This window comes from Mesorhizobium sp. WSM4906, assembly GCF_029674625.1.
Taxonomy (GTDB): Bacteria; Pseudomonadota; Alphaproteobacteria; order Rhizobiales; family Rhizobiaceae; genus Mesorhizobium.
Genome location: NZ_CP121355.1, coordinates 4,353,843 through 4,367,330 on the forward strand (window position 1 = coordinate 4,353,843; position 13,488 = coordinate 4,367,330).

General features: G+C 63.2%; 16 protein-coding genes. 15 read left to right on the plus strand and 1 reads right to left on the minus strand.

Annotated elements, in window-relative coordinates:
* Position 1: 1 nt before the first annotated feature.
* From rpsH to QAZ22_RS20920, 15 genes are all read left to right on the plus strand, one after another.
* Entirely contained in the window at positions 2 to 400 is a 399-nt protein-coding gene (rpsH, locus tag QAZ22_RS20850) for a 30S ribosomal protein S8 (RefSeq protein WP_126084112.1), read from the plus strand.
* Positions 401 to 514: 114 nt separating this feature from the next.
* Positions 515 to 1,048: a 50S ribosomal protein L6 gene (rplF, locus tag QAZ22_RS20855; RefSeq protein WP_126084111.1), complete on the plus strand. Its 534-nt coding sequence runs from the start codon at positions 515 to 517 to the stop codon at positions 1,046 to 1,048.
* A gap of 159 nt (positions 1,049 to 1,207) precedes the next feature.
* Entirely contained in the window at positions 1,208 to 1,570 is a 363-nt protein-coding gene (rplR, locus tag QAZ22_RS20860; protein ID WP_278077413.1) for a 50S ribosomal protein L18, read from the plus strand.
* A gap of 77 nt (positions 1,571 to 1,647) precedes the next feature.
* The gene (gene rpsE, locus QAZ22_RS20865) at positions 1,648 to 2,217 is read left to right on the plus strand and encodes a 30S ribosomal protein S5 (protein ID WP_140730117.1); all 570 of its coding nucleotides are present in this window, start codon (positions 1,648 to 1,650) and stop codon (positions 2,215 to 2,217) included.
* Between the two features lie 25 nt (positions 2,218 to 2,242).
* Positions 2,243 to 2,440, plus strand: a complete 198-nt coding sequence (gene rpmD, locus QAZ22_RS20870) for a 50S ribosomal protein L30 (RefSeq protein ID WP_027170355.1) — start codon at positions 2,243 to 2,245, stop codon at positions 2,438 to 2,440.
* A 22-nt stretch (positions 2,441 to 2,462) separates the two neighbouring features.
* On the plus strand, positions 2,463 to 2,936 hold the full coding sequence (gene rplO, locus QAZ22_RS20875; protein ID WP_278202602.1) for a 50S ribosomal protein L15: 474 nt from the start codon (positions 2,463 to 2,465) through the stop codon (positions 2,934 to 2,936).
* Between the two features lie 191 nt (positions 2,937 to 3,127).
* A complete protein-coding gene (gene secY, locus QAZ22_RS20880) occupies positions 3,128 to 4,468 on the plus strand; it encodes a preprotein translocase subunit SecY (RefSeq protein ID WP_278202603.1) in 1,341 nt (446 codons plus the stop codon).
* The gene (locus QAZ22_RS20885) at positions 4,465 to 5,055 is read left to right on the plus strand and encodes an adenylate kinase (protein WP_278202604.1); all 591 of its coding nucleotides are present in this window, start codon (positions 4,465 to 4,467) and stop codon (positions 5,053 to 5,055) included. Before secY ends, QAZ22_RS20885 begins: the two co-directional genes overlap by 4 nt.
* Positions 5,056 to 5,262: 207 nt before the next feature.
* Entirely contained in the window at positions 5,263 to 5,631 is a 369-nt protein-coding gene (gene rpsM / locus QAZ22_RS20890; RefSeq protein ID WP_027170351.1) for a 30S ribosomal protein S13, read from the plus strand.
* Positions 5,632 to 5,757: 126 nt separating this feature from the next.
* Positions 5,758 to 6,147, plus strand: a complete 390-nt coding sequence (rpsK, locus tag QAZ22_RS20895) for a 30S ribosomal protein S11 (RefSeq protein ID WP_006205444.1) — start codon at positions 5,758 to 5,760, stop codon at positions 6,145 to 6,147.
* 99 nt (positions 6,148 to 6,246) lie between these two features.
* Complete coding sequence (locus tag QAZ22_RS20900) at positions 6,247 to 7,257, plus strand: DNA-directed RNA polymerase subunit alpha (RefSeq protein ID WP_059188661.1); 1,011 nt, start codon at positions 6,247 to 6,249, stop codon at positions 7,255 to 7,257.
* Between the two features lie 104 nt (positions 7,258 to 7,361).
* Positions 7,362 to 7,793 carry a 50S ribosomal protein L17 gene (rplQ, locus tag QAZ22_RS20905; RefSeq protein WP_278202605.1) on the plus strand — a complete coding sequence of 144 codons (432 nt, stop codon included), beginning with the start codon at positions 7,362 to 7,364 and terminating at the stop codon, positions 7,791 to 7,793.
* 189 nt (positions 7,794 to 7,982) lie between these two features.
* Complete coding sequence (locus QAZ22_RS20910; RefSeq protein ID WP_278202606.1) at positions 7,983 to 9,476, plus strand: DegQ family serine endoprotease; 1,494 nt, start codon at positions 7,983 to 7,985, stop codon at positions 9,474 to 9,476.
* A gap of 47 nt (positions 9,477 to 9,523) precedes the next feature.
* Entirely contained in the window at positions 9,524 to 10,831 is a 1,308-nt protein-coding gene (locus QAZ22_RS20915; RefSeq protein WP_278202607.1) for a replication-associated recombination protein A, read from the plus strand.
* A 180-nt stretch (positions 10,832 to 11,011) separates the two neighbouring features.
* The gene (locus QAZ22_RS20920) at positions 11,012 to 11,842 is read left to right on the plus strand and encodes an aspartyl/asparaginyl beta-hydroxylase domain-containing protein (protein ID WP_278202608.1); all 831 of its coding nucleotides are present in this window, start codon (positions 11,012 to 11,014) and stop codon (positions 11,840 to 11,842) included.
* Between the two features lie 79 nt (positions 11,843 to 11,921).
* Here QAZ22_RS20920 and QAZ22_RS20925 read toward each other — a convergent pair whose 3' ends face one another.
* Entirely contained in the window at positions 11,922 to 13,289 is a 1,368-nt protein-coding gene (locus tag QAZ22_RS20925) for an IS66 family transposase (protein WP_278202609.1), read from the minus strand.
* Positions 13,290 to 13,488: the final 199 nt, after the last annotated feature.

The following is a 13,488-nucleotide window of genomic DNA, read 5'->3' on the forward strand; positions in this document are numbered from 1 at the left end:
GATGTCATTGAGCGATCCTCTCGGCGATATGCTGACCCGCATCCGCAACGCTTACGGCCGCAAGAAGTCGAGCGTCTCGACCCCGGCCTCGCGTCTGCGCGCCCGCGTCCTCGAAGTGCTGAAGTCGGAAGGCTATATCCGCGACTACAGCCAGACCGACTTCGATAACGGCAAGTCGGAAATCGAGATCGAGCTGAAGTATTTCGACGGCGCGCCGGTCGTGCGCGAGATCGAGCGCGTCTCGAAGCCAGGCCGCCGCGTCTATGTCTCGGCCAAGTCGATCCCGCACGTCGCCAACGGCCTCGGCATCGCCATCCTTTCGACGCCGAAGGGCGTCATGGCCGATCATGAAGCACGCGAGCAGAATGTCGGCGGCGAGATCCTCTGCCAGATATTCTAGGGGTGAATGGTCAATGGTGAATAGTGAATGGTGAAACTGCCCGGAACGTCGTCCGCGCTATTCACCATTTTACCATTCACCATTCACAGCAGTTAAGGAAAGAAGGAGACAACAATGTCTCGTATCGGAAAAAAACCCGTTTCGCTGCCGCAAGGCGTGACCGCGACCGTCAACGGCCAGACCGTGACGGCGAAGGGCCCCAAGGGCGAGCTGAAGTTCGTGGTGAACGACGAAGTGCTGGTCAAGATGGAAGGCAGCGAGATCGCTGTCGAGCCGCGCGACCAGTCGAAGACCGCCCGCTCCAAGTGGGGCATGTCGCGCACGCAGATCGTCAACATCCTGCAGGGCGTGAAGGACGGCTTCGAAAAGAAGCTCGAGATCACTGGCGTCGGCTATCGTGCCGCCATGCAGGGCAAGAACCTGCAGCTGGCGCTCGGCTTCAGCCACGACGTGGTTTATGAGACGCCGCAGGGCATCACGATCTCGGTGCCGAAGCCGACCGAAATCACGGTCTCCGGCATTGACAAGCAGCAGGTCGGCCAGGTCGCCGCCGAGATTCGCGAATATCGCGGTCCGGAGCCCTACAAGGGCAAGGGCGTGCGCTACGCCGACGAGCGGATCGTCCGCAAGGAAGGCAAGAAGAAGTAACAGGCTTGGCCCTGAACCGAAGGTCAGCGCAGCAAAAAGTTGCAGACTTTTCGGAAGGGACCAAGCCAGACAAGTGTAACGCCGCGGGGCGCGACCGCGGGAGGCATTGGCCTACCGCACAGGGTTGCCCCCGTTTTCTGAAGGCAAGGAACTGACATTATGGCAAGCCCGAAAGAGACCACTCAACGCCGCGCGCAGCGCGTGCGCCGCCAGTTGAAGAAGGTCGCCGGCGAACGCCCGCGCCTCTCGGTGCACCGCACCTCGAAGCATATCTACGTCCAGGTCATCGACGATGCGAAGGGCCATACGCTGGCCGCCGCCTCGACGCTGGAGAAGGACCTCAAGGGTTCGCTCAAGACCGGCGCCGACACCGCTGCCGCCGCCGCCGTCGGCAAGCTGATTGCCGAGCGCGCTTCGAAGGCCGGCGTCAAGGAAGTCGTCTTCGACCGTGGCCCGTATATCTATCACGGCCGCGTCAAGGCGCTGGCCGAGGCTGCCCGCGAGGGTGGCCTGAGCTTCTGATTTTTCGCCGCTGGCGACCCATAAGAGGCGCCGGCAAACAGCAACCCGTGCTTCCGGAAAAGAACAAGGACTAGGATATGGCACAGGAACGTAGGGAAGGCGGCCGCGGCCGCGAGCGTGATCGCGAAGAGCGCGACGACGGCATGGTGGACAAGCTCGTCCACATCAACCGCGTCGCCAAGGTGGTGAAGGGCGGCCGTCGTTTCGGCTTTGCCGCTCTCGTCGTCGTCGGCGACCAGAAAGGCCGCGTCGGCTTCGGCCACGGCAAGGCTCGCGAAGTGCCGGAGGCGATCCGCAAGGCGACCGAGTCGGCCAAGCGCGACATGATCTTCGTGCCGCTGCGCTCTGGCCGCACGCTGCATCACGACGTCGAGGGCCGCTGGGGCGCCGGACGCGTTCTTCTGCGCGCCGCCAAGCAGGGTACCGGCATCATCGCGGGTGGCCCGATGCGCGCCGTCTTCGAGACGCTCGGCATGCATGACGTGGTCGCCAAGTCGATGGGTTCGTCGAACCCCTACAACATGGTTCGCGCCACCTTCGACGCGCTGAAGAGCCAGATGCATCCGAAGGATGTGGCTGCCGCGCGCGGCATCAAGTACTCGACCCTTCAGGCCCGCCGCGGCACCGCCGTTGCGGCCGAAGAATAGTCGACGCTGACCAGGGATTTCGACCATGGCCAAGAAAGCTACCAAGACCATCACCGTCGAGCAGATCGGTTCGCCGATCCGCCGGCCGAAGGAGCAGCGCGCGACGCTGGTCGGCCTCGGCCTCAACAAGATGCACAAGCGGCGCACGCTGGAAGACACCCCTTCCGTGCGCGGCATGATCGCTGCCGTCCAGCACCTCGTCCGCGTCGTGGACGAGGCCTGAACGGAAGCGCAGGAGAAGAAACATGAAACTCAACGATCTGCGTGACAAGGACGGCGCCACGCACTCCAAGAAGCGCCTCGGTCGCGGCATCGGCTCCGGCTCGGGCAAGACCGCCGGTCGCGGCGTCAAGGGCCAGAAGGCGCGCTCCGGCGTTGCCATCAACGGCTTCGAGGGTGGCCAGATGCCGCTCTACCGTCGCCTGCCGAAGCGCGGCTTCAACAACCTGTTCGGCAAGAGCTTCACCGTCGTGTCGCTCGCCCGTATCCAGGCTGCCGTCGATGCCAAGAAGCTCGACGCCAAGGAGACCGTCACGGCCGAAGCCTTGATTGCCGCCGGCGTCATTCGCCGCGCCAAGGACGGCGTGCGCGTGCTCTCCGACGGCGAGCTCAAGGCCAAGCTCAGCTTCGACGTCGCCGGCGCCTCCAAGGCGGCGATCGAGAAGATCGAGAAGGCCGGCGGTTCGGTGAAGCTGCCGGAAGCGGCCGCCGCCGAGTAACGGCGATTTGAAGCGCGGCCGGCCGGAATGACTTCGTTTTCGCCGCTCACCCGCGCTCTGATCTGATCAATTAGGCGGCCGCGTCAACGCGGCCGCTTGCATGTTGACGGTCCGGGGCTTATCTCGTGGGCTTCGGTGACACGCGCCGCCTGAGCTGCGGGCATCGAGCGTGACCTAGCGGAGAATCAGGCATGGCTTCGGCTGCTGAACAACTAGCCTCCAATCTGAATTTTGCGGCATTCGCCAAGGCCGAGGATCTGAAGAAGCGCATCTGGTTCACTATCGGGGCGCTGCTCGTTTACCGCCTCGGCACCTACATCCCGCTTCCCGGCATCAATCCCGACGCTTTCGCGCAAGCCTTCTCCTCGCAGAGCAAGGGCGTGCTCGGCATGTTCAACATGTTTGCCGGCGGCGCCGTGCAGCGCATGGCGATCTTCGCGCTCGGCATCATGCCCTACATCTCCGCTTCCATCATCATGCAGCTGATGACTTCGGTCATCCCGTCGCTGGAATCGCTGAAGAAGGAAGGCGAGCAGGGCCGCAAGATCATCAACCAGTACACGCGCTACGGCACCGTACTTCTTGCCCTGGTGCAGGCCTACGGCATTTCGATCGGCCTCGAGGGCGGCAACGGCATCGTCAATGATCCGGGCATGTTCTTCCGCATCTCGACCGTCGTCACGCTCGTCGGCGGCACCATGTTCCTGATGTGGCTCGGCGAGCAGATCACCGCGCGCGGCATCGGCAACGGCATTTCGCTGGTCATCTTCTCTGGCATCGTCGCCGGCCTCCCGCGCGCCATTTCCGGCACGCTGGAACTCGGCCGCACCGGCGCGCTGTCCACGAGCCTCATCCTGGCGATCATCGTGCTCGCCGTCGTCGTCATCGGCGTGATCGTCTTCTTCGAGCGCGCCCAGCGTCGCCTGCTCATCCAGTATCCAAAGCGGCAGGTCGGGAACCGCATGTTCCAGGGCGATACCTCGCACCTGCCGCTGAAGCTCAACACCTCGGGCGTCATCCCGCCGATCTTCGCGTCCTCGCTGCTGCTTCTGCCGGCAACGGTCGCCGGCTTCTCGCAGACGACGAACCTGCCGGCCTGGGCTAGCACGGTTCTGGCCTCTCTCGGTCACGGCCAGCCGCTCTACATGGCGTTCTACGCCGCGATGATCATCTTCTTTGCCTTCTTCTACACGGCGATCGTCTTCAACCCGAAGGACACGGCCGACCAGCTCAAGAAGCATTCCGGCTTCATCCCCGGCTATCGGCCGGGTGAGCGCACCGCCGAATATATCGACTATGTTCTGACGCGTATCACCGTCATCGGCGCCATCTATCTGGTGCTGGTGTGTCTGCTGCCTGAGTTCCTGATTTCAGCGACTGGCGTACCTTTCTACCTCGGTGGCACATCGCTTCTGATCGTGGTCAGTGTCACGCTCGACACGGTGGCGCAGATTCAGGGTCACCTGATCGCGCACCAGTATGAGGGCCTGATCAAGAAGTCGAAGTTGCGCGGGGGTAAGAGGAGCAGATGAGGCTGATATTGCTTGGGCCGCCAGGAGCGGGCAAGGGGACACAAGCACAGAGACTGGTAGAGAAACACGGCATACCCCAGCTTTCGACGGGTGACATGCTGCGTGCCGCCGTCCAGGCCGGAACTGAGGTCGGCAAGCGGGCCAAGGCGGTAATGGATGCCGGCGAGCTGGTGTCGGACGCGATAGTCAACGCGATCGTCGCCGAACGGATCGACCAGCCCGATTGCGCCAGAGGCTTCATCCTCGACGGATATCCGCGCACGCTGGTGCAGGCCGACGCCGTGGAAGCCATGCTTTCGGAACGCAACATCGCGCTGGACAGCGTCATCGAGCTCGTCGTCGACGACAAGGCGCTGGTCGGGCGCGTCGTCAAGCGAGCCGAGGATGCCAAGGCTGCGGGCCAGCCGGTGCGCAAGGACGATAACCCGGCTGTGTTCGAGGAGCGCCTGCGCGAATATTACAAGAAGACGGCGCCGCTGACCGGTTACTATTATGCCAAAGGCAGGCTGAAGACCGTCGACGGCATGGCCAGCATCGACGCCGTGACCGCGGAGATCGAGCGCGTGCTTGCGGCGACGGCGAAGTAGGCCGTTCCGACAAGTAAAGATTGCGCTTGACGAGAGGGGACCGTTGGGGTATGGCGGCCCGTCTTCCTGTCAGGCATGGACTTTGCCTGCCCGCAAGGGCAGGGCAATCGTTTTGAACCAGGAAACTCCCGCAAGGGCCGGCCTCCACCGGACGCGGGGCAACTTAGATCGCGCCGGCTTGTCCGGCCCATATGGAGATGAGAAGAAATGGCTCGTATAGCCGGCGTCAACATTCCGACCAACAAGCGCGTCGTCATCGCGCTTCAGTACATTCACGGCATCGGCAAGAAGTTTGCCCAGGAAATCGTCGACAAGGTCGGCATCCCGGCGGACCGCCGCGTCAATCAGCTGACCGACGCGGAAGTGCTGCAGATCCGCGAGACGATCGACCGCGACTACCAGGTCGAAGGCGACCTGCGCCGCGAAGTCTCGATGAACATCAAGCGGCTCATGGACCTCGGCTGTTACCGCGGCCTGCGTCACCGCCGCTCGCTGCCGGTCCGCGGTCAGCGCACGCACACCAATGCGCGCACCCGCAAGGGCCCGGCCAAGGCGATCGCCGGCAAGAAGAAGTAATTGAGCGAATAGCGAGTAGCCGTTAGCGAGTAGGGGACCCTATTCGCTATTCCCTACTCACTACTCGCTCTCAAAGGTGGAGCCGCTGGCATTACGGCGGTGTAGAGATCAACTGAAAGGACTACCATGGCCAAGGAAGCCGCTCGTGTTCGCCGTCGCGAACGCAAGAACATCTCGTCGGGCGTTGCCCACGTCAATTCGACCTTCAACAACACGATGATCACCATCACCGACGCGCAGGGCAATTCGATTGCCTGGTCGTCGGCCGGCGCCCAGGGCTTCAAGGGTTCGCGCAAGTCGACCCCGTTCGCCGCCCAGATGGCCGCCGAGGACGTCGCCAAGAAGGCCCAGGAACACGGCATGCGCATGCTCGAGGTCGAGGTCTGTGGACCCGGCTCCGGCCGCGAATCGGCGCTGCGCGCCCTGCAGGCCGCCGGCTTCACCATCACCTCGATCCGTGATGTGACGCCGATCCCGCACAATGGCTGCCGCCCGCGCAAGAAGCGCCGCGTCTAATATTTCAGAACGCCGCGTGAGCGCTTGGGCGCTCCTCCGCGGCAATTCCAGGCTGCCCGCCACGATTGGATGGTGGCGGGTCAAAGGAAGGAAGACACCATGATCCAGAAAAACTGGCAGGAACTGATCAAGCCGAACAAGATCGAGTTCTCGTCGAAGAAGAAGACGCTGACGACGCTGGTGGCCGAGCCGCTCGAGCGCGGCTTCGGCCTCACCCTCGGCAACGCGCTGCGGCGCGTGCTTCTGTCTTCGCTGCGCGGCGCGGCCGTCACCGCCGTGCAGATCGACGGCGTGCTGCATGAATTCTCGTCGATCGCCGGCGTGCGCGAGGACGTGACCGACATCGTGCTCAACATCAAGGAAATCGCCATCCGCATGGAAGGCGATGGTCCCAAGCGCATGGTCGTGCGCAAGCAGGGCCCGGGCGCCGTGCTCGCCGGCGACATTCAGACCGTCGGCGACGTCGAGATTCTCAACCCCGACCACGTGATCTGCACGCTGGACGAGGGTGCGGAGATCCGCATGGAGTTCACCGTCGACACCGGCAAGGGCTACGTGCCGGCCGAGCGCAACCGCGCCGAGGATGCGCCGATCGGCCTTATCCCGGTCGACAGCCTCTACTCGCCGGTCAAGAAGGTCTCCTACAAGGTCGAGAACACCCGCGAGGGCCAGGTGCTCGACTATGACAAGCTGACCATGACCATCGAGACCGACGGTTCGATCTCGGGCGAGGACGCCGTGGCTTTCGCCGCCCGCATCCTGCAGGACCAGCTCAGCCTGTTCGTCAACTTCGACGAGCCGCAGAAGGAAGTCGCCACCGAGGCCGTCACCGAGCTCGCCTTCAACCCGGCGCTGCTCAAGAAGGTTGACGAGCTCGAGCTTTCGGTGCGTTCGGCCAACTGCCTGAAGAACGACAACATCGTCTATATCGGCGACCTGATCCAGAAGACCGAAGCCGAGATGCTGCGCACCCCGAACTTCGGCCGCAAGTCGCTGAACGAGATCAAGGAAGTGCTGGCGGCGATGGGCCTGCACCTCGGCATGGAAGTGCCGGATTGGCCGCCGGAAAACATCGAAGACCTCGCAAAACGTTACGAAGACCAATATTGAGCATGAATTCCAAGGATCGGCGGCGCGAGCCGCCCGATCCGACGGTCATGCGGAAAACCATCAGAGGCCGTGGCCTCTTGAACAACTGAAGAAGGAGAAGAGCCATGCGCCACGGTTTCAAAGGCCGTCGCTTCGCCCGCAGCGTAAGCCACCGCAAGTCGATGTTCGCCAACCTCGCCGTGTCTCTGATCGAGCACGAGCAGATCGTCACCACCCTGCCTAAGGCGAAGGACCTGCGTCCGATCGTCGAGAAGCTGGTGACGCTCGGCAAGCGGGGCGACCTGCACGCCCGCCGCCAGGTGATTGCGCAGATCGGCAATGAAGGCGTCGTCAAGCGCCTGTTCGAGACCATCGCCCCGCGCTACGCCACCCGCAACGGCGGCTACCTGCGCATCATGAAGGCGGGCTTCCGCAAGGGTGACAACGCCGCGATGGCGGTCATCGAATTCGTCGACCGCGACACCTCGGCCAAGGGCGCCGCCGACCGTGCCCGCCTCGAGGCCGAAGGTGGCAACGAGGAAGCCGCGGCCGCGTAAGGCCTCGACCTAGGAAGAGATTGCGAGGGGCCTGCGGGCCCCTTTTGCATTTTGGGGGCCGAGCTTTGGCGCGAGCGGATTTTCACACGCAAGCTCGTGCTTTTGCGCGACAAGCGCCTGATTTCTGTGCATTAGCCTTTCATTCTGCACAATCGTCGGGACAATGGCGCCTGATTTGGAGGATTCGGAATGCACCTCAAACGGCTGTTTCTCATTGCAGTTTGCGCGCTTGCCGCTTTCGCTGCGGCACCTGGCGTCAGACAGGCATTGGCCGAGGACGCCGCCAAGCCGGCCGATCCCGGCCTCTCCGACGTGCTGACCGATCTGTTGCATGGCGTCGAAGGCGAGAACGCCACCTCCGGCCCGGACAAGCGCGTGCCCTTCGGTCGCGAGGAGGTGCAGCTTTCCTTCGCGCCCCTGGTCAAGCAGACGGCGCCGGCCGTGGTCAATGTCTATGCCTCGCAGACCGCGAAGGTGACCTCTCCCTTCGAGGGCGATCCCTTCTTCGAGGAATTCTTCGGCCGCGCCCAGCCGCGCGCGCAGTCCTCGCTGGGCTCCGGCGTGCTGGTCGATCCGAGCGGCGTCATCGTCACCAACTACCATGTCATCAAGGACGCCGACGAGGTGAAGGTCGCGACCGCCGATGGGCGCGAGTTCACCAGCAAGGTCATGCTGAAGGACGAGACGCTCGACCTCGCCGTGCTCAAGATCGCGGCCGACAAGCCGTTCCCGGTTATCGCCATCGGTGATTCCGATGCGCTCGAGGTCGGCGACCTGGTGCTCGCCATCGGCAATCCGTTCGGCGTCGGCCAGACCACCACCAGCGGCATTGTGTCGGCACTTGCCCGCAGCCACATCGGCGTCTCGGATTCGGGCTACTTCATCCAGACCGACGCCGCCATCAACCCGGGCAATTCCGGCGGCGCGCTGATCAACATGGGCGGCCAGTTGGTCGGCATCAACACGGCGATCTACAGCCGCAGCGGCGGCTCGATCGGCATCGGCTTCGCTATTCCCGCGAACATGGTTCGCGCCTTCGCCGACGCCGCCAAAGCTGGCCTCGATTTCTTCGAGCGGCCCTATATCGGCGCCGAATTCGAGCTGGTAACGCCGCAGATCGCCGAATCGCTCGGCATGGAAAAACCGACCGGCGCGCTGGTCTCGTCGGTCGATGCGGCGGGACCCGCCGGCAAGGCCGGGCTCAAGCCCGGCGACGTCGTGCTGTCGCTCAACAACACGCCCGTCGAAGGCATCGAGGCGCTGGACTACCGCATGGCGACGCTGTCGATCGGCACCAAGGCCACCTTCGCAGTGCTGAGCAAGGGCAAGCAGGCGACGCTGGAAATTGCGCTGGAGCGGGCGCCGGAAGGCGCAAAGGCAGCGGAGGTAATTTTGCATGGCCGCAGCCCCTTCGCCGGCGCCAAGGTGGCGGAGTTGTCGCCGCGGCTGGCCCAGCGGCTCGGCCTGCGCACCGATCTGAAGGGCGTCACCGTGATCGACATCAACCGCGATTCGCCGGCCGCGGATTTCGGCTTTCAGCCCGGCGATATCGTGCGCGAGGTGAACGGGACGAGCATCGACACCGCGGCAACGTTGGCACAGATTGCTCAGCAGGATACGCGCTGGTGGCGCTTTACCGTCGAACGTGGCGGGCAGACACTGCGCCAGGTGTTGCGTTATTGAGGCGATCTTCCCATTTCTGAAGATCGCGCTCCAACAAAAAGACAAGCATGGCCGATCTGTTCAGTTCCGATGAACCGGAGAAAGCGCCGCCCGGCCGGCCGCTGGCCGACCGGCTGCGTCCGAAGAACCTTGGCGAGGTCGTAGGCCAGGAGCATCTGACCGGCCCAGACGGGGCGCTGACGCGGCTGATCAATTCCGGCACGCTCGGCTCGATGATCTTCTGGGGCCCGCCCGGCACCGGCAAGACCACGGTGGCGCGGCTGCTCGCCGGCGAAACCCATCTTGCCTTCGAGCAGATATCGGCGGTGTTTTCCGGCGTCGCCGACCTGAAGAAAGTGTTCGAGGCGGCGAAGCTGCGCCGCGCCAATGGCCGCCAGACGCTGCTTTTCGTCGACGAGATCCATCGCTTCAATCGCGCCCAGCAGGATGGCTTTTTGCCCGTCATGGAAGACGGCACGGTGGTGCTGGTCGGCGCGACCACCGAGAACCCGTCCTTCGAGCTGAACGCCGCGCTTTTGTCCCGCGCGCGGGTGCTGGTGTTCCGTTCCCTTGGCGAGGAGAGCATCGCCAAGCTCCTGGCGCGGGCCGAGGAGACAGAGGGCAGGGCGCTGCCGCTCGACGACGAGGCACGGGCCATGCTGATCCGCATGAGCGACGGCGACGGCCGCGCCTCGCTGACGTTGGCCGAGGAAGTCTGGCGCGCCGCCAAGCCCGGCGAGGTGTTCACCCCGGAGGGCCTGCAGCGCGTCATCCAGCGCCGCGCGCCGATCTACGACAAAGGCCAGGACGGCCACTACAATCTGATCTCGGCGCTGCACAAATCGGTGCGCGGCTCGGACCCGGACGCCGCGCTCTATTACCTTGCCCGCATGTTCGATGCGGGTGAGGATCCGCTCTATCTCGGTCGCCGGCTGGTGCGCATGGCGGTGGAGGATATCGGCCTGGCCGATCCGCAGGCGCTGGTCATCGCCAATGCCGCCAAGGACGCTTATGACTATCTCGGCTCTCCCGAGGGCGAGCTCGCCTTCGCCGAGGCCGCCGTCTATCTCGCCACCGCGCCCAAGTCGAACGCCGTCTACACCGCCTTCAAGGCGGCGACACAAGCGGCCAAGGAGTTCGGCTCGCTGCTGCCGCCCAAACATATCCTCAACGCGCCGACAAAGCTGATGAAGGAAGAGGATTACGGCGCCGGCTATCGCTACGACCATGACGAGCCGGATGCCTTTTCCGGCCAGGATTATTTCCCGGAAAAGATGGGCCGCCGCACCTTCTACGATCCGCCCGAACGTGGTTTCGAACGCGATATCAGGAAGCGGCTGGAATACTGGGCAAAGCTGCGCAAAGAGCGGGAGTAACGGCCGGGCCCGGCACTTCGCCGCTCGATGATCAAAGTCGAAATGCCGGTGCAATCGTGAGCGGGCAAACCTGATCCAGATTGTGCGGCAATGGGAAAAATCCTATGAAGACGCACGGCTGGCGGGGGGTCGCCGTGATTTGGCTCATGCGAACAGGATCGCGCTCCCGCGCGAAAGACTATGACAAAGCAAACCGTTAAGACCATTCGTAAGGCTGCGATCGCAGTCCTGCTGCTTGCGCTCGGCTTCTACTTCATCCCGATCCTGACGGCGATCTTCATCGTCTGCGGCCTGATCGACATCATGCGCAACGATCAGAAGAACTGGAAGCTGTTCGACCGCTATTTCCTCGGCAACGGCCTGTTCACCTGGCTGCTCTCGCCATTCAACCTGATCGTCGATCTTCTGTGCTACCGCAATCCGGGCGTCTGGAAACCCGAGCAGTTCCCGGAAGACTATCAGCGCGAGATCAACGAGGTGCTGGGCGTCTTCAAGGCGCGCAAGGAAGAGATCATCGCCGACATCGACGCCAATTTCGGTACCGGCCGGCGCGGCATGTATGTCTATCAGTGGTACGGCAAGCACAAGATCGACAACGTCCCCGAATTCAACAAGGACTTCAAATACATCAAGACGATCGCCGTCTCGGTCTTCAGCGGCCGTGAATCGACCTCGTGGCATTTCGGGCCGCTGCGGCTCAGCCTGCGCATTCTCTACAATCTGATCCCGGTGAAGGCTGAGATCTTCGTCCAGTGCGGCAGCAAGAAGAACTACTGGTACGACAATCCGCTGTTCATCTTCGACGACACGCTGTTCCATCGCTCGGTCAACGAATATGACGGCCGCCGCTACTGCGTCTTCGTCGACATCATCCGGCCGTCTCCGTTCCCGGGCCTGATCGCTGGACTCCTGGCGATCGTTTCGGTCAGTGTCGAGCGCATCAATTCCGTCTTCTACAAGAACTGGAAGATGATCGGTTCGTCCAAGCCGAAGAAGGCTGCCGCCAACTGATCGCAAGCGGAACCGAAGATTGGAACATCACTCGATCTGGCTCGTCTTAAACCAACGTCTTATGGGTAATTGCTCACCCCTACGCCTGGGCGAATGCCAAGGGACGCGCGTTGAGGGTTGTGGTTAGGGCGTCGAGTGGGTCGATGGCCCGTCGTCGGGCGGTTTCGAGGACGGATCGAATGTCGGCGTAGAGCTTGGCGCCCCACTCTGTTCGGAACCCGTTGGTGATCTTGCGGAATGTCACGCAAGGGCGCAGGGCGCGCTCGGAGGCGTTGTTGGTCGCCTCCAGCGCCCGATTGGTGATGAAGACGAACAGGTTTCGGCGGATTTCACCGATTGTCTTGTGCAGCTTGATGCCTTCTTCGTGGGTGGGACGCAGCCTGAGCAGCTCGCTCAGCTTCTTGACGAACTTCCTGTTATAGAAAGCCAGCTGTCGATCGCTGAGCTGATCGCGCTCGCGACCGATGCGGCAAGCGCGCTTGAGCAGCGCGATCAGGCCGGGCGCAAAACAATCGTCGCCGGCATCCATGGCATACTGAGCGTCACGGATGAGATGCGCCAGACAAAACTGGTGCTGACGTTTGGCGAAGCCCTTTTGGGCACCATAGCGGTCGGAAAGCCAGAAATCGGGGCGACGATCAGCCAGGAAGTCTTCCAGCACACGCTTGGCCCGCGTCGGATCGGCCAGGAAGACGGCGCTGTCCTTGTGATGAACCACCCAGAGCCAGAAGTTGCGCTTGCCGACCCGCAGGCCGGTTTCGTCCGAGGCCAGCGCCGGCGCGACCATGAGGTCGTTGCGAATGCGCTCGGTCTGCGCGGCGAAGGGGACTGCGGCCCGCTTGAGCATGTTGACCAGCGCCCCCTCGCTGATCTCCACCCCGAATAGATCGCACAGCGTCCGCGACAGGCGTTCGAAGGCGATGCCGTGCGTGTAGCGCAGGTAAATCACCAGGGCGCGCAGCTTTGCCCCGAACGGCGAGCCAGGCGGCATGTCCGCCGGTGCGGCAGCCTTGAAGCGCCGGCTGCAGTTCGGGCAGGCGCCGCCGTAAAGGTTGATCCGCGTCACCACCGGTTCGATCGGCGGAAGCTCGACATGATCATAGGCTTCGCACAGCCATTGCCGCGCGCCCGAGACATCCGCCCGGCAATGTGGGCAGCACGAAGCGCGCATCTCCAATGTTTGCGTCGGGTTCGAAGCCATCGCACGATGCGCCCCGGTCCGCCCTTTCCGGCGCCGCCGCCGCTTGCTTGCCGGCGGCGTTGCCGCCGAAGCCTTGCGACCTTGCGAGGGCGGAACACTCGAATTATCCGGTGTCTTTGGCGGAAGCCCGAGCCGCGCCTCCAGTTCCGCAACCCGCCGCGTCAACTGCTCGATCATCGCGGCCTGCGCCAAAATGATCTCTATCAGCTGTTCCCGGTCCAGCGAATCAAGAACCGCGCGATCCATCCGCAGCTTGAATCACGCAATGCCATTCCCGTCAAACCCACGCCGGCTTTCGAGAGGGTGAGCAATTACTCTTATGGCGCCGGCAGGCCGGGACCGTTAGGACTCCAGAGCAATTCTGCGAAAATTCGGAGGGTTTTCCGTCCGGAATTGCGCAAAATCAAAGACCTGTGCGGCCAGCCCTATTATGGAGTAGCTGAAC